The organism is Acidimicrobiales bacterium (assembly GCA_041394245.1).
In the GTDB taxonomy this organism is placed as follows: Bacteria; Actinomycetota; Acidimicrobiia; order Acidimicrobiales; family Aldehydirespiratoraceae; genus JAJRXC01.
The window spans coordinates 1,311,583-1,332,061 of sequence record JAWKIR010000002.1; the positions used below are offsets into that span (position 1 = coordinate 1,311,583).

Sequence of the window (20,479 nt, forward strand, 5' to 3'; positions counted from 1 at the left end):
CGTCAGACGTCGCCGTCGTCTGCGTCGACGTCGACGAGTTCGTCGTCGTCATCGGCGTCATCCTCGTCGTCGGTGTCGGAGATCCGCTCCGCGATGGCGGACTTCGAGATCTTGAGCTCGACGTCGGGAGCGACCTCGAGCCACACGACGGTGTCCTCGACCTCGGCGATGGCACCGAAGATCCCCGAGTTGGTCACGACGAGGTCGCCCTCGGCGAGCGAGTTGACGAGCTGCTGGTGGGCCTTCATGCGCTTCTGCTGCGGAAGGATCATGAAGGCGTAGAGCGCGCCCATGAGGACGACGAGAACGACAATGTTCATAGGAAGCCGAGGCTAGCTGCCCCAGACCCCATGGATGCCACGCCGGAAGGACTCGAATGTGCCCGACCGGATCGCGTCGCCCATCTCGTCCATGAATCGCAGCAGCCAGGCCACGTTGTGCAGCGTGATGATCCGCGCCGCGGTCGGCTCCTTCGTCTGCAACAGATGCCGCAGATACCCCTTGCTCCAACGGGCGGCAGGGCTTGCGGGCCACGACGGGTCGAGTGGCTCGTCGCTGCGGGCCCATTCGGCCCGTGTGAGGTTGTAGCGACCGGCATCGGTCAGCACCGTCCCGTGGCGGGCCAACCGGGTCGGCAACACACAGTCGAACATGTCGACACCACGAGCGACGGATTCGACGATCCCGATCGGGTCGCCGAGCCCCATGAAGTAGCGGGGCTGATCGGAGGGCAGGATGCCCATGCACGAGTCGAGCCCGTCGAGCATCTCGCGACGATCCTCGCCGACCGAGAGACCACCCACCGCGTAGCCGTCGAAATCGAGCGAGACGATGCGCTCGGCGGACTCGCGTCGCAGCGCATCGTCGGTGCCGCCCTGCACGATCCCGAACTGACTCTGCCGGCTCGGTGCATCTGCGTGGTCGAGGAAGGCCCGGCGGCCCCGCCCGGCCCACAACGACGTGCGGTCGACTGCGTCCTTCACCACGGACAGGTCTGCGACGGAGCTGGGACAGACATCGAGGACCATCTGGATGTCGGCCCCGATCAGCGCCTGCACGTCGACCGCGCGCTCCGGGGTGAGGAGGTGCGTCGATCCGTCGTAGGTCGACGTGAAGGTCGCGCCCTCGTCGGTGAGCTCCGGCCCGAGCGAGAAGATCTGGTAGCCGCCCGAGTCGGTCAGGAAGTGGCCGTCCCAATCGGCGAAGCCGTGGATGCCGCCCAGCTCGGCGACGACATCGGCGCCGGGTCGCAGCATCAGGTGGTAGGTGTTGGCGAGGATGACCTGGGCCCCCAGCGCCTCGACGTCGTCGGAGGCCAGATGCCGGATCGCGCCCCGGGTGCCGACCGGCATGAACCGGGGCGTGGTGAACTCGCCGCGCGCGGTGGTCACCACGCCGGTGCGTGCCCCGCCGTCGCGGCCGGTCTCGGTGAACACTGCCCTCACACGGCCAGGCTACGGGGTGAGGAGGGCGGGTCAGTCGGCGAGCGCCCGCCCGATCGCCCGGGCTGCGGCATGGGCTCCGCGGAAGTAGCGACGCGGATACCGCACGCGTCGTCGGGTCCGCAGTTCGACCGTCACGATCGACTGCTCACGCCACCACGGCTCCACCCGGATGGCGACGGGGAGCCTCGGCCACGAACCCCGCAGTCCCAACGACGCCTCGGCGCGGTGTCCACCACCCGGCAGAGGTGCGAACCCGGACGAGAAGTCGACCGTCACCCCCGGCTGGGTGACGACCCCGTCACCAACGGCCGCGAGCCGCTCGACGACCGTGTCGAATCCCACGAACACGTGCTGGCGCACCGCCGAGGCCCGACGGGGGTTGCCATCGGCACGGGTCTGCAGCGAACGTTCGTGGGCCACCCGAGCGGTCCGTCGGATCGCGGCTCCGGCACGGTCGACACGCCGTGCGAGCGGAGCGGTGAGTCGGCGCACGCCGGCGCCGGCGTCGGCGAGCGACCTGCCCCATTCCTCGATGCCCGGCGACGGCGACGCCACCGCCGCGTGGCCCATCCATCCCGCATCGAGCGGGTGATGGACGGGATCGACGATCTCGATCCGCAGCGGCGCGCGGGGGGTCGACATCGTGATCAGCGTAGATCGTCAGCCGGCCAGCGAGTAGCGGATGCCGGCCCGCGTCCGTCCGACCTCGCGGAAGAGTCCGAGCGGGCGCAGGCAGTAGGCCATCCGCTGGGCGACGTCGCGACCGATCCCCGCATGCGCGGCGAGGTCCGCCGTCGTGAACTCGATCGGGAGGTCGTCGGGCACCAGCGTGAGCAGGTCGACGGTCCGATCGAAGCGATGACGCTCGATCACTTCGCGCAGGACCCGGTCCGTCGTGCGGAAACCGCCACGTCCACGACGCATCGTCGGGTCGGGCTCCTGGACCTTCGTGACCGAGACGAGCGCGACCTCGAGCGAGAGGTTGGGATGGTCGAGCAGCGTCGGAATGCTGACCAACTCCTCGAACAATCCGTAGATCGACCCCCGCTTCGGCGACCTCCGCGGCTTGGCCCCCGGCTTCTGGAGATGCGTCTCGACCGCCACCGGGTGAACGAGGAGTATTCGGTGTTCGGCCAGGAGGTGGTCGAGCTTGTTGCCCATCGCGGCGAACGACCCTGTCTGGATCTCGATGAGCAGGCCGTCGCGGCGGATGTCGATCACGAATCCGTCGAGCGGGACCTCGAACTCGTCGCCGGGCCGGGCGTACTCCGCCTTCAACGCCGCGTGGAGCGAGCCCTCGTTGAGCGTGCCGATGTGGGGTTCCGGACCGATCGGGTGATCGTAGGCGCGGTGCTACTCGACGGGACGCAGGACCACGCCGGTCTGGGCCGGCACCGTACCGATCCACGGCCCAGGGTCGAGTCCGTCGCTGCGGACCTCCACCACCCAGTCGCCGGGAACGGGCAGCTCGTCGACATCGGTGTCGCCCATGTTGACCGCCACGACGCGACGGTCGTCGTCGAGGGCCCGGGCGAAGGCGAGCACGGTCGACGGCCCGTCGAGCAGTTCCAGCGAACCGGCCCGCAGTGCCGGTGACCCCGCCCGGGCCGCGATGACCGACCGGTACAGGTTGGCGATCGACCCGGCGTCGGCCTGCTGTGTCTCGGCGTTGCGCACCTCGGCCTCGGGCGGGAAGGGCAGCCAGTTGTCATCGCGCATCCAGCCGTGGGTCGGCGTGGCATCCCACGGGATCGGCGCCCGACACCCGTCGCGTCGACCGGCCGGGTCCTGCTGTTGGGCCGCAGGCACGTCGGCGTCGAGAAGGCCGAACTCCTCCCCCGCGTAGACATACGGCGCGCCGCGCAGGGTGAGCAGGAGAACGGCGGCCGCCCGGGCGATGCGTTCGTCGCCGCCGTATCGGGTCCGGTGCCGGGGCACGTCGTGGTTGGACAGCACCCAGGTGGTCCATGCACCGACCGGATCGAACGCCTCGGCCGCCTCGATGACCTGCCGGCGCCATGCCTCGGGATCCCAGTCCGACCACAGGGGGAGGAAGTTGAACGAGAGGTGGAGTTCATCGCCGTCGCCGTAGAAGCGGGCGACCTTGTGCGGGTCGAGGATGTAGACCTCGCCGATCGACATCCGGTCCCCGTCGTACTCGTCGAGCACCGAACGGATGCCGCGCAGGTGATCGTGGACGACGTCTGTGTCGAACTCGACACCGTCGAACTCGAGCAGCACGCTGCCCGGCCCCCGACGACGATCCGGCAGGCCGTCGGGCTTGCCGATGGCGTGCACCACGTCCATCCGGAAGCCGTCGACACCGCGGTCGAGCCAGAATCGGAGGGTGTCGTGCATGGCCGCACGGACCTCGGGGTTGGCCCAGTTGAGATCGGGTTGCTCGGGGGTGAACATGTGCAGGTACCAGGCATCGGTCGCCTCGTCCCACCGCCACGCCGGCCCTGCGGGAAACTCGGCCTGCCAATTGTTCGGCGGCACGTCGGGGTCGCCGTCACGCCAGATGTACCAGTCGCGCTTGGGGTTGTCGCGTGACGAGCGCGACTCGACGAACCAGGGGTGCTGATCGCTCGAGTGGTTCGGTACCCAGTCGAGGATCACCCTGATGCCACGTCCGTGCGCCTCTGCGATCAGTCGATCCATGGTGTCGAGATCACCGAACAGCGGGTCGATGTCGCAATAGTCCGCGACGTCGTAGCCGTGATCGACCATCGGCGACCGGAAGACGGGCGACAGCCACACGGCACCCACTCCGAGCCACTCCAGATGATCGAGGTGGGCGATCACCCCGTCGAGATCGCCCACGCCGTTGCCCGTCGTGTCGCAGAAGCTCCGCGGATAGATCTGATAGGTGACGGCGGTCTTCCACCAGGGCGTGTTCATGGCCCGAGCGTCCCTCATGGCCACGGACGGCGCAACGGTTCCGCGCCGTTAGCGTCTCGGCGGTGACCCGCTCCGCACCGACGAACGATTCGCCGACGGCGGTGCGGTCGGCGGCGGTCGCGTTTCTCTCCTTCGCCGTGCCCATCTCGATGCTGGGCATCATCTGGCCGGAGGTGCGCGAGCGCTTCGACCAGTCACTCGGGGCGCTCGGACTCGCCGGTCTGCTCTACGGCCTCGGCCGTCTGTCGACCGCGCTCACGGGGCCTCGGCTCGCTCGGGTGTTCGGGCCGGGTCGCGCATTCGTTCTCGTCCTGGTGCTGCTCTCGCTGTCGTGTGTCGCTCTCGCACTCGCTCCCACCTGGCCGGCGTTCCTCGCCGCACTCGTCTGCATCGGCTGGATGTCCGGGTCGCTGGATTCGCTCGGCGCAGGGTTCATCACCTCGATCCGCGACGTCGGCAGCGCGGGCCTCGTGCACGGGGCCTACGGCGTCGGCGCGACCCTCGGGCCACTCGTGGTGGTGGCGGTGTCGAGCTGGCGGCTCGCGGTTGGAGTCGCCGCCGCGCTCGCCTTGGGCGCCGCCGCCCTCGCCGTGTGGAGCCGAGATGCCTGGCCCGAGATCCCGACGCATGTCGATTCCGGCCGGGGCCGAGCCCCGCTCGGGCCGATCGTCCTCTCCCTCGGGGCCTTCTGCGCGTTCGTCGCGATGGAGGTCACCGCCGGCCAATGGGCCTTCACCCACCTGACGAAGACGCGTGGCGCAGGCGACACCCTTGCCGCGATCGCGGTGTCGCTCTACTGGGGCGGCATCACCGTGGGCCGTCTCGCCCTCGCCAGGCCGTCGGTGCGCGACCTCGTCGATCGGCTCCGCCTGGCTCGACTCGCCGCACTGGCCTTGGTGTTCGTCCTGGCCCTCGCCGTGCTGCCGCCGGTCCTGACCGCGCCCGCCCTGGCGATGACCGGGCTCGCGCTGGCACCGATCGTCCCATCGCTGTTCGCCTCGACTGCGACCCGCGTGGGAGAGGCGTTCGCCCAGAAGCTCGCCGTGTGGCAACTGGTCGCCACGAACCTCGGCGCCATCAGCGTCCCCTTCCTCACCGGCGCGCTCGTCGACGTCATCGGCCCTTCCGTCATCGTGACCGTCGCCGCCGTCACCGCGGCGACCGGCGCGCTCCTGCTCGCCGCCATCGATCGCCGTGCCGCGCCGACCCGTCCGCTCACGGGCTGACCGCGCCATCGGCCGCCGACGGTTTCAGGCGGCCAGCACGCCGTCGGTGATGTGGACGGTCCGGTCGCAGTAGTCGGTGATCCGTTCGTCGTGGGTCACCACGATCGCGGACGTGCCACGAGCCTTCATCTCGGAGCGGATCAGCTCCATGACGTGGGCGCCGAGCTCGGTGTCGAGCGCCGAGGTCGGTTCGTCGAAGAGAACCAGCTGCGGCTCGTTCATGAGCGCACGACCGATGGCGACCCGCTGCTTCTGGCCACCGGAGAGCTGGCCCGGAAGGTTCTTCGCCCGGTCGGAGAGGCCGAGCTCGTGCAGGAGCCGGTCGGCGCGGTCGCGGGCCGGGCGGCCCTCGCGGCGCCCCATCTCGTCGACCACCAGCAGGTTCTCGCGGGCGGTGAGAAAGGGCACGAGGTTGACGGTCTGGAACACGAAGCCGACCTGGTTCTGACGGAAGGTGGTGAGCTCGCGGTCGCTGTAGTGGGTGATCTCCTCACCCCCGACGACGACGGTGCCGGAGGTCGCCGACAGGATGCCGCCGGCGATGGAACACAGCGTGGTCTTGCCCGACCCCGACGGGCCGACGAGCGCGACGATCTCGTCCGCGGCGACGGTCAGGTCGGCGTGATCCAACGCGACGACCTCGTCATCACCGACGCGGTAGGTCTTGCGCACATCGACCATGTGGAGGGCCGGTGCGGAGGATGGATCGGTCATTGGGAACTCCCGAGAGCAGAAGCCGGGTCGACGTTGAGTACCCGACGCAGTGAGAACGCGCAGCCGAGGATCGCGGCGACGAGCAGGAGCACGACGCTGCTGACGATCCGACCGGCGGAGATGAACAGCGGAACCGAGCCGGGCGGAATCAGCAGGTCGAGCACGACCACCGCGACACCGGCGATGAACGCGGCGATCGCCGTCACCACGACGGCCTGGACCACCAGCCCGGCGAAGATCGTGCGCGAACGCGCCCCGACCGCCTTGAGGACGCCGTAGAGCGCGGTGCGCTCGACGGTCAACAACGCGAAGAACAGCGCCACGACGACCAGCGCGATCACGACCGTCACGGCGAGGATCTGGTTGAAGGTCCCCTGTTGTTCGGTCACTCCCGGAATCGCGTCGATCGCCTCGGACACGGTGAGGGCGACGACCCCACCGTCGAACAGGCCCTCGACGGCGTCGGGCACGGCACCGGAAGCGAGATCGGCATCGCCCTTGCGCACGACCAGCGCCTGGAAGACACCGTCGGCGAGTGCGGCGTCGGAACGATTCGCGTTCAACACCGACCGCCATGTGTCGACATCGGTCCAGAGCCCGGCCTGCCCATTGTTGTAGGAGGTGTTCTCCGCCCATCCCGTGACGACGATCGGCGTGCGGGCAGGCCCGACGAGCAACTCCATCCCGATCTCGACACCGTCGGCCTTGAGGATCTCGTCGGCCCACGCCTCGCCCGGCGGCGGAGGTGCAGGCACTCGACTGGGAGCGAGCTCGTAGCCCCACACGGCGACGTTCGCGAGGTCGCGTGGACCGTTGCCGGGAACCCGCGCGCCCAACAGCACGACACCGAGTCCGCCCACGTCGACGCCGAGTTCGGACTCGATCGTCGCCCGGACATCGGGCTCGATCCTGCTGCGGAGGAACGACGCCTGCGACGACTCGGAGAAGACGAGCGCGTCGGCATCCTGGGCGTCGACCGCGCCCGTCGACGAGCGGATCAGCCCGTCGAGCAGTCCGCCCAGGAACATCAACAGGATCGCGATCAGCGTCAGGATCGCCGTCGCCGTCGCGAACCGCCCCGGGCGCCGGACCAACTCCTTGAGTGCAATCTTCATCGGTTCGCACCACCCGTCGTCGCCTCGATGGGGTCGATCGCCAGCACTCGTCGCGCCGCCACCAACGAACTCCCCACGCCGAGCACCAACAGACCCACCGCCCAGAACACCACGGCGCCCGTTTCGAAGCGCAGCGGGATTCCGCCGAGACGCTGCTGCGACACCGGCGTGTAGAGCGCCAGGCCGATGCCGAACCCGCACGCGATGATGATCACCGCCTGGACGAGCATCGAACGCACGAGGCGGCCGGCGGGCGCACCGATCGCCCGGAGCAGCGTGAGCGCACCCGACTTCTGGAACGTGATGATGAGGAAGAACAGGCCGGTCACACACGGGATGACCAGGCCGTACAGCAGGAAGATGATCTGGAACGACTGGCGAACCTGATCGACGCCCGGGGTCTTGTCGGCCGCGTCGGCGCGGGTGAGCGCGTCGAGATCGTCGGACTCGGCGTTGATCCGCTCGACCACCTGTTCCGGGCTGGTGCCGTCGGCCGGACGGACGGCCAAGACGTTCGGCAGCGGCTCGCCGGCGTCGGGGTTCACCGAGCGGACGGCGTCGACATAGGTCCCGTAGGGGACGAAGAGGGTGACGCCGGCGTTGAGTTGCACATCGCGGGCGAGACCGACAACGGTGATCGCCATTCCCCCCGGCTGGACGACGACGGTGTCGCCGATGCCGAAACCCTCGGCCGCGTCGGCATCGCTGCCAACCGCTTCACCCGGGTTCGTGGGGTATCGGCCCTCGACCAGCGTCTCGGGCGCACCGAGGGCGCGGTCCTCGTAGCCGAGGATCGTCGCGTCGAACGGCGTCGAGTCGGCCAGAACGGTGAAGGTCCCCTGCCCGACCCGTCCGACGTCGCCGACACCGTCGACGGCACGCACCGTCTGCTCGAGGTCGGGGGTGATGATGCTGCCCTGGATCACGCGTTGACCGTCGACGGAGTACACGAGCACCGGGGCGGACTGGTTGCGGATCGCGCCCACGAACGACGTGAGGAGCCCGTTCTGCAGCGACTGCTGGAACAGGATCAGGAACACCAGCATCCCGATCGCGGCGATCAGGAGACCGAAGCGTCCCTTGGCTCGACGCATTTCCTTGAGGGCGAGGAACATGTCGGGCTCATTCTGGTTCGCGGGACCGGGTCAGGCCCAGCCAGGCGCGTTCACTCACCGTCTGTGGCAGAGTCCACCGCGATGACTCGCGACAACGCCACGAGCACGACGACCACCAACGCCGAGCCGCGGATCCGCTTGCGCCCGGTCACCCCCGACGACCTCGACTGGATGGCCACCATGAGCGCCGACCGAGCGCTGGTCGGCGATCACAACTGGGCCGGTGAGCCGAGAGACCGGGCCGAGATCCGCCGCGAGCTGGCCGAGCGTCTCGCCGACGACGGGATGCTGTCGCCCGGATCGGGCACCCTCGTCGTGGAACTCGACGGCGAGACCCCTATCGGCGAGGTCCAGTGGCGGACCGAACGGTGGGGGCCGTCGGCGCGCAGTGCCTGTCCGGCGATCGGGATCGCGCTGTTGCCCGACTTCCGGGGCAAGGGCCATGGCACCGTGGCGCAGCGTCTCGTGGTCGATCACCTCTTCGAGAGCGACGAGTCGGTGCACCGCGTCCAGTCCGACACCGCCGCCGACAACCCGGCCGAACAGCGAGCGCTCGAGAAGGTCGGCATGGTCGTCGAGGGCCGGGTCCGCAACGCGGAGTTCCGTGACGGCGCCTTCCACGACCACCTGCTCTACAGCATCCTGCGCGAGGAGTGGGCGGCGACTCGCGTCGAACGGACCCGAGGCCGCGCCGCGCCGAACGGTCTACCGTGAGTGGATGGCATTCACGGGCTGGCCGATCGAGGCGATCGAGTTCTTCGAGCGGCTCGAGGACGACAACACGAAGGCGTTCTGGAGCGAGCACAAACACGTCTATGACGAGGCCGTCAAAGCGCCCATGGAGGCGCTCCTGGCGGAGCTCGCACCACGATTCGGTGAGGGGAAGATCTTCCGGCCCTACCGGGACGTCCGTTTCAGCAAGGACAAGACTCCCTACAAGACCAACATCGCCGCGACCATGGAGAAGGGCGCCTACGTCAGCCTCTCGGCCGACGGTCTCTTCACCGGCACCGGCTACTACATGATGGAGAAGGACCAGCTCGCGAGGTTCAGGTCGGCGATCGACGACGACACGACCGGACGACGACTCGAGCGGACCATCGCGAAGCTGGAGGACGCCGGGCTCGAGGTGACCGCTCACGAACACCTGAAGACGGCACCCAGGGGCTACCCCGCCGACCATCCACGCATCGAACTGCTCCGGATGAAGGGCTGCATCGCGTCCCAGAGCTGGGATGTCGACGCCTGGTTCGACACGCCCGAGCCCAAGGATCGCATCGTCGCCTTTCTCGCGAGCGCGAAGCCGCTCGTCACCTGGCTCGACGAACACGTCGGGCCGGCGGCCGATCGGGAGTGAACACGCCCACCTCCGACCGGCCGACGGCATCGACGATTCAGTCGACGGTGTTGGCCACGAGGACCTCGGTGTCGACGTCGTTGTTCCACTCGTCGCCCGCATAGCCGAGCGCCTTCGAACGCTCCACCGACACGCGGCCCACGCCGGCGTCTGCTTCTTCGATGTCGGTGGCGTTGCTGCCGTTGTTCGACAGGTCGCTGCTGACGACGTCGACCCGGAGATCGCCGTTGCCGGACTCGTCGGCCTTCACACCATCGCTGTCGTTGCCGGTGATGGTGCTCTTGACCACGTTGACGACGACGTTGCCGTCGTCGACCTCCTCGACCTGCACCCCGTCCTGGCTCGCCGAGTCGGTGCTGGCCGAGTAGACGAGATCGAAGCGCAGATCGCCCGGGCCCTCCTCGTCGGCCTTCATGCCCTCGTCCTCGTTGCCGTCGGCGCGGGTGGCGACAACCGTCGCCACGACATTGCCGGGCCCGGCCTCGTCGAAGTCGAGGCCTTCGTCGAAGTTCCCGTCGACCGTCGCGTTCACGACGAGGGCGAGCAGGTCGCCGGCGCCGGTCTCGTCGATGTCGAACCCGTCGTCGAGGTCCTCGGCGAATCCGCCGTCGAAGGGCACGGGTACGGTCTCGCCGTTGCCACTGAAGCTGGCGCCGAACACCCAGGCCGCCACGGTGCCGTCACCGGTTTCGTCGAGCTCCATGCCGTCGGCGAGGTTGCCGTCGAAACTGCCGCCGATCACGAAGGCGCTGAGCGAACCGGTGCCACCCTCGTCGACGCGCACACCGTCGAAGTCCTGCGGGCAGCCGGTCTCGATCGAGACGTCGTAGTACGGGGCGAGCGAACCGGCCCCGGTCACGTCGACATCGGTGAGCGACACCCTGACCGACGCGGCGGAGTCGAACGGGTGCGGGTCGACACAGTTCGGGTGGGGGACGTCGTCGGTGTTGAAGCCGGCGAAGTTCTGGGCGTCGACGAGGATGCCGTGGAACTGGGCGCCGTCGACCGCGACCTTGCGGAGGGTGACGTTCAGGGTCCCGGTCTGGTCCTCGGGAACGAACACTGCCATCCCGTTGTTCGGGCTGTCCTCGAACGTGAGATCGGTCACGGTGAGGCTGCGCGAGTCGCCCGCGGAGACGAACAGGCCGCCATCCCACGTCGCCGCGGGGTGGAGACCGGCCCCGGTGACCGTGCTGCCGTTGCCGTCGACCGTGAGCCGCTGACCGCCGTCGAACACGACCGAACCGTCGACCTCGACGGTGAGGCCCCGGTCGAACACGATGCGCCGGATCGACGCGTCGTGGTTGGCATCCTCGACCGCCTGGGCGAACGAACCCGGCCCGGAGGCGTTGCCGTTCGTCACCCGGGCATTCGACGATGCCCCTGCCGGTGATGCCACCGCCAGCGGTGCGGCCAACAACAGTGCGGCGAGTGCCGCCTTGACGAGCTTCCTCATTCGTTGATCTCCCTCGATCTCTCGGTCCGCTCGGACCATGGCGAAACCTAGGAAGCGTCGAAGAACCGCGACCGTGGCCGGGGTGACATCGAGGTGTACGCCGAGTGAACCCTCCGTCGGGGGCGACGGCACGAGGCGACGACCGTCAACGGGGTCGGTGTTCGGTGCCCTCGCCTGCGGTGATGAACAGCGCGGTTGCCGTGTCGTCGACGTCGGCGGTGTGCCATGTGCCCGGCGGGTTGATCGCATACTGCCCCGGTCCGAGGGTCACGACCGCCGTGGGGCCGTCGGTGTGTTCCTGGTGCAGTGTGATCGCGCCGGCGGTGCAGAGGACGACCTCGCTGCCGACCGGATGCATCTCCCAGACGTCCCACGATCCGGTGAACGTGTGCATCGTGACGAGTCGGCCTTCGGCGCCGTCGTCGGCGTGGCGGTCGGTGTAGCCACCGTACCAGCTCAACTCGCCGGTGAAGACGGGCTCGCTCACCGCTGTCGCGCCGAGTCCGAGGTGGATGGGATGGGTGCCGATGTCGATGGGTTCGCCGCTCATCGTCGCAGTCTCGCAGGCTGGTCGACGCGACGCAGCCCTGCGAGGATGCGGCCGTGACCTTTCAGACCGTGTCCGGATACTGCTGGCCCCAATCCGTCGTCCCCGGCGCCGAAGTCGGTCTCCACCTCTCCTCGCCGGGTGGACGGCCCGTGTCGGTCGAGATCGCCCGGGTCGGTGCCGAACGGACATCGGTGTGGTCGGGCTCGGTTTCGGCCGGCGATCACCCGACGCCGCGCGACGCATCGGCCAACGGGTGCGCATGGCCGGCCGCATCCACCATCACCGCAGGCGACGACTGGGCGTCGGGCTACTACGAGGTGCTCCTCACGGTCGACGTCGACGGCAAGCAGCGCCGGAGCCACGCATTCTTCGTCGTCCGTCCGACCGCCGACTCGACCAACACGATCCTCCTCCAGCTGGCAACCAACACGTGGCACGCCTACAACGACTTCGGCGGCCACAACCTCTACAACGGTGGCACCCACGCCTCGCTGCAACGCCCGATGGCCCGGGGCTACCTGTTCAAGCCCGAGGGCGCCGGCCGACGGGTGACGACCACCCACCCGCCGGACCGCGACATGAACACCCATGTCGGCTACATCCGGATGAACCACCTCTCGGGCTGGGCGGGGTCGGCCGGCTGGCCCGACTGGGAGTGGCCGTTCCTGGCCTGGGCCGAACGCAACGGCTACGGCGTCGACGTGATCACCAACGCCGACCTCGAGGAGCACCCGACGATCGTCGACCGCTACCGACTCCTGCTGTCGGTCGGGCACGACGAGTACTGGTCGGGGCCGATGCGCGACACCGTCGAGGGGTTCATCGCGGGCGGTGGCAATGTCGCCTTCTTCTCGGGCAACACGTCGCTCTGGCAGGTCCGACTCGAGGAACTCGTCGACGGCATCGCCACGGTCATGGTCGGCTACAAGGGCCAGTTCAAGAACGATCCCGTCTACGGCACCGATCGCATCGGGGAGCTCACCAGCATCTGGTCGGATCATCTGATCGGCCGCCCGGAGAACGAGATGACGGGGGTGAGCTTCACCCGCGGTGGCTACCACCGCATCGGCAAGCGGGTCACCAACGGGGCGGGTGGCTACACCGTGTACCGACCCGACCACTGGATCTTCGAGGGCACCGGCATCGACTATGGCGACGTACTCGGGGCCGCGGCCACCGCCGTCGGCTACGAATGCGACGGCTGCGACTACACGGTCGTCGACGGACTCCCCCACCCGACCGGCTCCGACGGCACCCCCGACTCGTTCCAGATCCTCGGCATGGTCCCGGCCGCCCACTTCACCCGCACCACCGCGGCCCGGCCGCCCGCGCCGCACGAGCCGTCGGAGATCGAGTTCCTGGCGTCACGCCTGTTCGATTCACGAGACGAAGCCGCCGTCGAACGCATCGCCCACGGCCAGGCCATGCTCGGCGCCTACACGTCGCCCGGCGGCGGCACGGTCATCACGTCGGGTTCGACCGATTGGGCCCACGGCCTCGCCGGACGCGACGAGCAGATCGAACAGATCACGCGGAACATCCTGGACCGCCTGGGCTGAGGATCCGCTTCAGGCACCCCACGAGGCGACTCGCGCGGTCATGCCGAACACGCATCCCTCGTCGGTCCCGAATGCCGCAAGCCGGACGCGGGCAGCCTCGATGAGCTGCTCGAGTCGTTCAGGGGACACGTCATCGCCGAGCGTCCAACCCCGCACCTCGGTCGTCACCCACTGGTCGATGCTGTCGAAACGACCGGTCCCCGTGACCGTGGCGAACTCGGGGGTGTCGATCCCGGCGGCCTCGACGACACGCTCGAGCACCCCTGGAGCACCCATCGCGAACGGCGCGTCCAGTGAGGCGGCGGCATCGTCGCCGAGCTCGTCTCGGAACAGATCCTGCATCGCCGAGTAGCCCTCGGAATCGCCGATCCCACCCCACACCGCGATCACACCCCGCCTCGCGACCCGGGCCATCTCGCGCGCGCCGCCGGCCGGATCCTCGACGAACATCAAGCCGAACTGCGACGTCGCGAGATCGAACGCCCCATCCTCGAAGGGCAGGGCCAGCGCGTCCGCCTGCTCGAACTCGATGCCGTCGTCGGCTCGGCTCGCCACCGCCAACATCGCCGGATTGAGATCGACCCCGACGACGCGGCCAGACGTACGCGCCCGGATGGCCCGCGTCAGCGCACCGGTGCCACAGGCCACGTCGACGACGTCGTCGAGCGGTCCGATGTCGGCCATTCGGGCGATGTCGTCGCTGAACCGGCCGAAGAGCGCCGGAACGAAGAACTCGTCGTAGACCTCGGCAGCGCCCGTGTCGACCTGACCGGTCTCGTGTTCGGCCATGGCATCGATCCTCCCGCGACGCCGTGTGGAGGTCAACGGCGACCGGCCGAGACGGTCAGCGGATGATGTCGCCCAGGACCAGCTGCCCGGCGACGTTGGTGTAGTTCGGGAGGTCGCCGGCGATCGCGGCGCCGTGCTCACCGAGAACCGCGTCGAGCGCCTCCTGACTGGTCACGTTGCACCAGCCGATGGCTTCCCACGGCCCGGCCTTGGGCTTCGAAGCCCCCCACCCCGTGCACGCGTCCCCGAGGAAGTCGGCCAGCATCGGCATGTGGGTCGAGCAGTAGTACTCCATGTCGAACGTGGAGTCGTCGGTCTTCGGGTACAGGATGTGCATCGAGATCATCGGCCGAGTCTTGCAGACCCGACTTCGGCGGGTCAGCTGTCGATGCCGTGCTCCTGGACCCGCTCGAGGACCACGACGAGCCCGCCCATGTCGGGCCGGGTCCACACCATGTGGCCGTCGTCGTCGAGCCGCCGGGTCACCTCGATCCCGGGAATCCCGACCGGCCGGAGAACGAACACCTCGTCCTCGTAGGAGGCGACGACATGGATCGGCGTCTCGTAGTCGAACACCGAGACGTCGTGCACGCCGTTCTCCTCTGTCCCGTCGGCGCGTGCGTCGGCGATGGTTCCGCCGCCCATGTCGACGATGCGGTTGCCGCACTGCTCGATCCGCTCCGTGTAGGAGAGGAGACGATCCCCCTCGGGTACGGGCTCGCCCGCCCGCTCGGCCCGCAGGACCCGCCACACGCCCCTCAGGTCAGGCGCACCCTCCACGAGTGGCTCGGTGCAGCCCTCGAGCACAGGAGGCGGGAACTCGGTTCCGTAGCCTCCCGGCGGCGTGTGGGCGATGGGAATGTCATCGGCCTTCATGCCCGGCGACCCTGACCTTCGAACATGTGCTCCATCACTTCTCGCTCCATCACTTCTCGCTCCATCACTTCTCGCTCCATCACTTCTCGTCCGAGCCGGCACTATGCCGCACGAGCTGGCGAGCGGGAAGACCGGCAACGGCGACCGTGCTGGGAAGGCCGAGCACTCGCCATCTAGCGTGGCCCGATGACCGCGAACTCGATGCAGGCGCTCGTCTACACGGGCGCCGGTGAGCTGGAAGTCCAGACTCTCGCCGCACCGGAGCCTGGGCCGGGCGAAGCCCGCATCGAGATCGCACGGTGCGGCATCTGCGGGACCGATCTCCACATGGTCCTGGATGGCTACGCCCGCCCGGGCTCGGTCCTCGGACACGAGTGGTCGGGCCGCATCATCGCGCTGGCGGACGACGTGCACGGATGGGCGATCGGCGATCGCGTGGTCGCGGCACCGCCGCCGGCCTGCGGCGAATGCCGATCGTGCCGTCGAGGTCGCCCGGCGGTGTGCCGACAGCGAGGCGCGACCGACTACCTGTCGTTCCGGGGCGCATTCGCCGAGTACGTCATCGCCGACGCCGCCCACCTCCGACGCATCCCTGAAGCGGTGAGCGATCGCGCCGCCGCGCTGACCGAACCCCTGGCCGTCGTCCTTCACGCGCTCAGCCTCGCCGAGGCGGAGTCGGACGATCGCGTCCTGGTCACCGGAGCAGGGCCCCTCGGTCTGCTCGTGATCGCCGCATTGCGAGCCCGCGGTGTCACCGACATCACCGTCAGCGAGCCGATGCCGCTGCGACGGGACCACGCGGGCAAGGTTGGCGCGAGACGACTGATCGGGCCGTCAGACCTGCCGGATCCCCCGATGGGCGAGCCGGTTGCCGACCCGTTCGACATCGTGTTCGAGTGCAGCGGCCGAGCCGACGCGGCTGCCTCCGCCCTCGGTCAACTCGACCGCGCCGGCACGCTCGTCCTCCTCGGCACCGGCAGTGTGTCGCCGCAGTTCAATCACAACCGCATGATCGTGCTGGAGCTGGTCGTCGTCGGATCCTTCAACTACGACCACGACGGCTTCGATGATGCACTCGAGATGCTGGCGTCCGGCGTCCTCCCGATCGATGACATCATCGATCCCGTCGAGGTCGGACTCCTCGGCGTCGCCGCAGCCATTCGAGAGAGCGCCGAAGGTCTCCGCCGTGGCAAGGTGCTGGTCGACCCCTGCAGCCGGAATGAGGACACGAACCCGTGACCGGACCGACACTGAACCACATCGCCATGACGATGGATCCGGCACTCCTCGACGACACCGGTCGGGCCGAACTGCTCGACTTCTACGGCGAGGTGTTCGGCTGGACCGAGGGTGACAACAGCGGCGAGCGAGGCAACCCGCTGATCCTCCTCACCGGAGTGTTCGGACACTTCATCTACCTGCTCCCCGGGGATCCGGCCCTCGATGCCCCCGCCATGGATCACTTCGGAATGATGGTCGAGACGGAGCAGGAACTCGACGAGATCCTCGCACGGGCCGAGGCTCGAGCCGAGCGCGACGAACGCGTCCGCATCATCCCCAAGGGCACGCAGATCACCCGCGGGCCGACGCACGACTACACGTTGACCAACTGCTACATCGGTTTCGGGATGCCCATGCTCGTCGAGCTGCAGCACATCACCCGACACGAACACGCCCGCGGCGACTGAGGCCCGACGATCACCACGCTCGTCGCTCTCGGCTAGCGGCGCTCGAGAAGGATCAATGGGATGACCCTGTCCGTATTGGCCTCGTACTCGGCGAACTGCGGCGCCTCGACCTTCTGGGCCTCCCAGATCCGATCGCGTTCCGCACCGGTGACCTCGGTCGCGGTCACGTCGACGTGTTCGGAACCGACCTCGATGGTCGTCGCCGGATTGGCCTTGAGGTTGTGGTACCAGTCCGGGTTGTCGGGTGCGCCGCCCTTGGAGGCGAAGATCACCCATCCGTCACCTTCCGGGCGGTAGACGAGAGGTGTCACCCGCTCGGTGCCCGAGCGAGCTCCGGTGTGATGGACCAGGATCATGTTGGCGCCTTCGAAACCGCCGCCGACCTTTCCATCGTTGGCCCGGAACTCGTTGATGACATCGGTGTTGAAGTCGTTCATGCTCATCGCGTCACGCTACTGGTGCCCTGAACCGGACGCTGCCGGCGAGACGCCCGTAGCAGCGAGACGGGGCGCGGCACGACCGAGTCTTGGCGGCGACGCCATCGACACCAAGGACCCGCGAGACTCGGCATGAGTAACTTGGTCTGATGGATTTCGACGAGACGATCACCACTGTCGAGGATCTCCGCGAGATCATCGCACCGCCGAACGAGGTCGTGTTGGCCAAGGAGGTCGGCGAACTCGACGACCACTGCCGCGACTTCATCGCTCGATCACCCTTCATCATCATCGCGTCGACCGATGGCGCGGGATCGATCGACGCCTCCCCGAAGGGCGACCCGCCCGGCTTCGTGAAAGTCCTCGACGACACGACACTCGCCATTCCCGAGCGTCCCGGCAATCACCGCGCCGACACGCTCGTGAACCTCGTGCAGCATCCCCACATCGGCGTGATCTTCCTCATCCCCGGCACCCGCAACACCCTGCGGGTGCGCGGTAGCGCCCGCATCGTTCGCGACCGGGCCCTCCTCGACTCCATGGCCGTCGGAGGCAAAGCCCCGGAGCTGGCCATCGTCGTCGACATGACCGTCGCGTACTTCCACTGCGCCAAGTGCATCATCCGGTCCAAGCTCTGGTCCGCCGAGCAGGAGGCCGCCAACGCGGGCCGCGACGACCGGCTCCTGGCCGAGGCCATGGTCGACCATGGAAACCTGCCCTTCTCGGTCGACGAGATGCAGGCGATCATCGTGAATGACGAAGCGAACCGCCTCTACTGAGCGCTCCGCCTACCGCGGGGCGAACTCCGGATGGAAGCGCTCCCGCTCACGGGCCAGGTAGTCGTCGGGGATGAGCATCGAGCGCCGGGCATCGATGTCGAAGGCGAGGTTGACGACCTCGAACGCGACGAGCACGTCGCCCTCGGCGAGGTCATACGCCCACATCGTCGATCGGGTGGTCTTGCGCTCGATCGCCGTGGTGGCCCCGAAGCTCTGGATCCGCGCGCCCAGCGGGGGGAGCCGATTGACGCGCAGGCGGGACTCCATGGTGGCCCATCCCATCCGCTCGCCGTTCGGTCCCTTCTGGATCCAGTCGCGCTCCTCGTCCTCCGAGGGCGGCCCGCCCCAGATCAGCGCGGCGCCGGTCGCAGGGGTGACCTCCTCGTCGACGAGGCGGGGCGGCCGGGCCTCGAGCCCGAGCGACTGGAGGACATCGAGTGGCGGCGCCGAGCCGATCGGGTCGGTGGCGAGGTCGAGGGATCGGGGTCGACCGTGCTCGGGGATGGGCGCCGCCGGCGCCTCGATCCGAGGATGGTCGAGGACGTGGACGAAGGTTGCGGCGAGGTCGTCGTCGGCTGCGTTGCGGAGCTCGTGATAGATGGTGAGACCGCGGCCGACGTCGACGAGTCCGCTGCGCACCTCGAGTGCAGTGCCGAGCAGCTGTTCGTGGTGATGGCGGGTGTGAAGGTCGACGATCGACGTCCCCGCGGGGACGCCCAGCTCCTTCAGCATCGAGCGCGTGCCGGCTGCGGCGTTGAGGCCGTAGAACCGCACATTCATGTGACCGAGGTGATCGATCTGGTCTTCGGTGACCTGGCTCGCGTGGGTCACCTGGAGTTGCGAAGACATCGCCGGTCAGTGTGGCGGCATCGGCTCCCAACCACACGCGAGACACCGAGGCTGCTGGGGTGCACTCGCCTCGATCGGCGTCACCAGGGGGCGGGTCGTGCGGTGGCAGGTGCAAGGTCTCCGCTACTGTCGGCCGATGGCCACAACCGCTGTCGAGACGCTTTCCGTGGGGGTTCGGCGCAACGCCTGGTGGATCGCTCCCCAGGTTGTGGTCGGTGTCGTCCTCGGCCTCGCTGTCGGGTACTGGGCCGCGTGGCTCCTGTACGTCGCCGCCAACTCCACCGGCGTCTGGCTCTACACGAGCACGAGCGGTTCAAGCCGCCCGCGCCGCCAGTTCTGGATGAAGGCCATGGCAATCCCACTGCTCCCCACGGGCCTCCTCGGTGTGCTCGCGAGCCGTAGACGGATGACTCCGGATGAGCGCGCCAAAGCCGCCCGCCCCGGGGGTTTCGTTTAACCGGCAGGCCGTCGCTGCCTCGAACGGTTATCGAACCCTGGAAGATCTTGGATTCTCCGTACCGAGAAGCATCGCGTCGCCGAAGCGGACACCAGGAACCGTACGCCGTCGTCCCGCGGAGACCCCTCCATCAGATCCGCTCAAGAATGCCGGATACCGGGTGGGTGCCTGGCCTGGGAGCCGCGTTCATGCCATGACATTCTGATCGGGTGACCAGCCGACACCCCAATCAGCGAGCGCCGTCCTCGCTACCGGTCGAACTCCGTCGCACCACGGTGCCTCCCGCCGTGCGGGCATGGGTGCGACGTATGACAGGGCGCAACGTTGTCCGGGTCCGGCGGTTGCCCGGGGCTTCGAGCGCCGCGGTTCACCGCCTTGACCTGGACGACGCGACAGCGGTCGTACTCCGTCGCTATCTGTGGAAGGGCTTCTTGGAGTCCGAGCCCGATGCTCCGGCACGCGAGGTCGACTGCGTTCATTTCGCCCGAGCAGCGGGGCTCGCCGTTCCAGACGTGATCGCTGTCGATCTGGCCGGAGATGACATCGGAGATGGCGTCCCCGCCATCCTGATGTCGTTCCTCCGAGGTCGAGTTGTCGCGGTCCCCAACATCTCACGCCTGGCGGAGGTCGCAGCATCGATACATGCCATCGACGCCGACCAGCTCGGCCACGACTACTTCGCCTGGTACGACAGCGAGATGATGACACCGCCACCCGGGTCGTCATCACCCGAGTTGTGGGACCGAGCGATCGAGATTCGGCGAACGCAGCTCGCTGAATACACGCCGACCCTGATTCACCGAGACTTTCACCCGGGCAACGTGATGTGGTTGCGGGGTCAGCTATCAGGAGTCGTCGACTGGGCAAACGCCTGCCGTGGTCCATTCGGATGCGATCTGGCTCACTGCCGGTCCAACCTGCGCGAACTCGCGGGAATCGCCACCGGCGACGAGTTCGTCGCGGCCTATCAGTCGCTGACCGGTGACGAGCTGCACCCCTACTGGGTCCTCGCCGGCCACCTTGAGCACAGTCACAGGCACTGGAACCCCGAACGACTGGCTCGAGACGAGCCGGACCTCGCTTTGGCGGTTTCCGAACTCGGTTGACCCGGTGAGCACCCATATCCCCGCGTTGTCACGTAGAGAACGCTCCGACCATGCCTTGCC

24 protein-coding genes are annotated in these 20,479 nt (G+C 68.4%); 9 read left to right on the plus strand and 15 right to left on the minus strand.

From position 1 onward, the window contains the following. Positions 1 to 2: 2 nt before the first annotated feature. The 5 genes from yajC to R2707_06625 all read right to left on the minus strand — a co-directional run bounded on the left by yajC (position 3) and on the right by R2707_06625 (position 4,346). Complete coding sequence (yajC, locus tag R2707_06605) at positions 3 to 320, minus strand: preprotein translocase subunit YajC (GenBank protein ID MEZ5244746.1); 318 nt, start codon at positions 318 to 320, stop codon at positions 3 to 5. Between the two features lie 12 nt (positions 321 to 332). Further along, positions 333 to 1,445 (minus strand): tRNA guanosine(34) transglycosylase Tgt, encoded by a 1,113-nt coding sequence (gene tgt, locus R2707_06610; protein ID MEZ5244747.1) that lies wholly within the window; start codon positions 1,443 to 1,445, stop codon positions 333 to 335. Positions 1,446 to 1,475: 30 nt separating this feature from the next. After that, entirely contained in the window at positions 1,476 to 2,087 is a 612-nt protein-coding gene (locus tag R2707_06615) for a hypothetical protein (protein ID MEZ5244748.1), read from the minus strand. Between the two features lie 18 nt (positions 2,088 to 2,105). Then, positions 2,106 to 2,723, minus strand: coding sequence for a hypothetical protein (locus R2707_06620; GenBank protein ID MEZ5244749.1), 618 nt, complete (start codon positions 2,721 to 2,723; stop codon positions 2,106 to 2,108). A gap of 75 nt (positions 2,724 to 2,798) precedes the next feature. Then, positions 2,799 to 4,346, minus strand: coding sequence for an alpha-amylase family glycosyl hydrolase (locus tag R2707_06625; protein ID MEZ5244750.1), 1,548 nt, complete (start codon positions 4,344 to 4,346; stop codon positions 2,799 to 2,801). 62 nt (positions 4,347 to 4,408) lie between these two features. Between R2707_06625 and R2707_06630 the strand changes: the two genes are divergently transcribed. Continuing rightward, positions 4,409 to 5,572, plus strand: coding sequence for an MFS transporter (locus tag R2707_06630; protein MEZ5244751.1), 1,164 nt, complete (start codon positions 4,409 to 4,411; stop codon positions 5,570 to 5,572). Positions 5,573 to 5,596: 24 nt separating this feature from the next. Here the strand turns inward: R2707_06630 and R2707_06635 are convergent, their stop codons facing one another. From R2707_06635 to R2707_06645, 3 genes are read right to left on the minus strand one after another with little or no spacing between them, the layout of a single operon-like run. Next, positions 5,597 to 6,286, minus strand: coding sequence for an ABC transporter ATP-binding protein (locus R2707_06635; protein MEZ5244752.1), 690 nt, complete (start codon positions 6,284 to 6,286; stop codon positions 5,597 to 5,599). Beyond that, positions 6,283 to 7,401: an ABC transporter permease gene (locus tag R2707_06640; GenBank protein ID MEZ5244753.1), complete on the minus strand. Its 1,119-nt coding sequence runs from the start codon at positions 7,399 to 7,401 to the stop codon at positions 6,283 to 6,285. Before R2707_06640 ends, R2707_06635 begins: the two co-directional genes overlap by 4 nt. Further along, positions 7,398 to 8,516 carry an ABC transporter permease gene (locus R2707_06645; protein ID MEZ5244754.1) on the minus strand — a complete coding sequence of 373 codons (1,119 nt, stop codon included), beginning with the start codon at positions 8,514 to 8,516 and terminating at the stop codon, positions 7,398 to 7,400. Before R2707_06645 ends, R2707_06640 begins: the two co-directional genes overlap by 4 nt. Positions 8,517 to 8,597: 81 nt before the next feature. Here R2707_06645 and R2707_06650 point away from each other — a divergent pair, with 81 nt between their 5' ends. Continuing rightward, positions 8,598 to 9,230, plus strand: a complete 633-nt coding sequence (locus R2707_06650; protein ID MEZ5244755.1) for a GNAT family protein — start codon at positions 8,598 to 8,600, stop codon at positions 9,228 to 9,230. Positions 9,231 to 9,234: 4 nt separating this feature from the next. Beyond that, positions 9,235 to 9,873 (plus strand): DUF2461 domain-containing protein, encoded by a 639-nt coding sequence (locus R2707_06655; protein MEZ5244756.1) that lies wholly within the window; start codon positions 9,235 to 9,237, stop codon positions 9,871 to 9,873. A gap of 37 nt (positions 9,874 to 9,910) precedes the next feature. On the opposite strand, the gene R2707_06660 is transcribed toward R2707_06655, so the two are convergent. Next, the gene (locus R2707_06660; protein ID MEZ5244757.1) at positions 9,911 to 11,329 is read right to left on the minus strand and encodes a hypothetical protein; all 1,419 of its coding nucleotides are present in this window, start codon (positions 11,327 to 11,329) and stop codon (positions 9,911 to 9,913) included. Between the two features lie 145 nt (positions 11,330 to 11,474). Next, on the minus strand, positions 11,475 to 11,879 hold the full coding sequence (locus R2707_06665; protein ID MEZ5244758.1) for a cupin: 405 nt from the start codon (positions 11,877 to 11,879) through the stop codon (positions 11,475 to 11,477). Positions 11,880 to 11,932: 53 nt separating this feature from the next. Here R2707_06665 and R2707_06670 point away from each other — a divergent pair, with 53 nt between their 5' ends. Next, positions 11,933 to 13,438 (plus strand): DUF6605 domain-containing protein, encoded by a 1,506-nt coding sequence (locus tag R2707_06670; protein ID MEZ5244759.1) that lies wholly within the window; start codon positions 11,933 to 11,935, stop codon positions 13,436 to 13,438. Between the two features lie 9 nt (positions 13,439 to 13,447). Here the strand turns inward: R2707_06670 and R2707_06675 are convergent, their stop codons facing one another. Genes R2707_06675 through R2707_06685 form a run of 3 tightly spaced genes read right to left on the minus strand, consistent with a single transcriptional unit; the run spans position 13,448 to position 15,103 of the window. Further along, positions 13,448 to 14,227 (minus strand): methyltransferase domain-containing protein, encoded by a 780-nt coding sequence (locus R2707_06675; protein MEZ5244760.1) that lies wholly within the window; start codon positions 14,225 to 14,227, stop codon positions 13,448 to 13,450. Positions 14,228 to 14,282: 55 nt separating this feature from the next. Beyond that, a complete protein-coding gene (locus R2707_06680; GenBank protein MEZ5244761.1) occupies positions 14,283 to 14,573 on the minus strand; it encodes an EthD family reductase in 291 nt (96 codons plus the stop codon). Between the two features lie 32 nt (positions 14,574 to 14,605). Then, entirely contained in the window at positions 14,606 to 15,103 is a 498-nt protein-coding gene (locus tag R2707_06685; protein MEZ5244762.1) for a hypothetical protein, read from the minus strand. 186 nt (positions 15,104 to 15,289) lie between these two features. Here R2707_06685 and R2707_06690 point away from each other — a divergent pair, with 186 nt between their 5' ends. Then, a complete protein-coding gene (locus tag R2707_06690; GenBank protein MEZ5244763.1) occupies positions 15,290 to 16,342 on the plus strand; it encodes an alcohol dehydrogenase catalytic domain-containing protein in 1,053 nt (350 codons plus the stop codon). Next, positions 16,339 to 16,791 carry a VOC family protein gene (locus R2707_06695; protein ID MEZ5244764.1) on the plus strand — a complete coding sequence of 151 codons (453 nt, stop codon included), beginning with the start codon at positions 16,339 to 16,341 and terminating at the stop codon, positions 16,789 to 16,791. The genes R2707_06690 and R2707_06695 overlap by 4 nt, the downstream gene beginning before the upstream one ends. A 32-nt stretch (positions 16,792 to 16,823) precedes the next feature. Here the strand turns inward: R2707_06695 and R2707_06700 are convergent, their stop codons facing one another. Beyond that, on the minus strand, positions 16,824 to 17,234 hold the full coding sequence (locus R2707_06700) for a nitroreductase family deazaflavin-dependent oxidoreductase (GenBank protein MEZ5244765.1): 411 nt from the start codon (positions 17,232 to 17,234) through the stop codon (positions 16,824 to 16,826). A 143-nt stretch (positions 17,235 to 17,377) separates the two neighbouring features. Between R2707_06700 and R2707_06705 the strand changes: the two genes are divergently transcribed. Next, complete coding sequence (locus R2707_06705; GenBank protein ID MEZ5244766.1) at positions 17,378 to 18,007, plus strand: pyridoxamine 5'-phosphate oxidase family protein; 630 nt, start codon at positions 17,378 to 17,380, stop codon at positions 18,005 to 18,007. Between the two features lie 9 nt (positions 18,008 to 18,016). Here R2707_06705 and R2707_06710 read toward each other — a convergent pair whose 3' ends face one another. After that, complete coding sequence (locus R2707_06710) at positions 18,017 to 18,856, minus strand: thioesterase family protein (protein ID MEZ5244767.1); 840 nt, start codon at positions 18,854 to 18,856, stop codon at positions 18,017 to 18,019. A 136-nt stretch (positions 18,857 to 18,992) separates the two neighbouring features. Between R2707_06710 and R2707_06715 the strand changes: the two genes are divergently transcribed. Both R2707_06715 and R2707_06720 read left to right on the plus strand, forming a co-directional pair. After that, positions 18,993 to 19,313, plus strand: a complete 321-nt coding sequence (locus tag R2707_06715; protein MEZ5244768.1) for a hypothetical protein — start codon at positions 18,993 to 18,995, stop codon at positions 19,311 to 19,313. A gap of 308 nt (positions 19,314 to 19,621) precedes the next feature. After that, positions 19,622 to 20,419 (plus strand): aminoglycoside phosphotransferase family protein, encoded by a 798-nt coding sequence (locus R2707_06720; protein MEZ5244769.1) that lies wholly within the window; start codon positions 19,622 to 19,624, stop codon positions 20,417 to 20,419. The last annotated feature ends 60 nt before the right edge of the window (positions 20,420 to 20,479 follow it).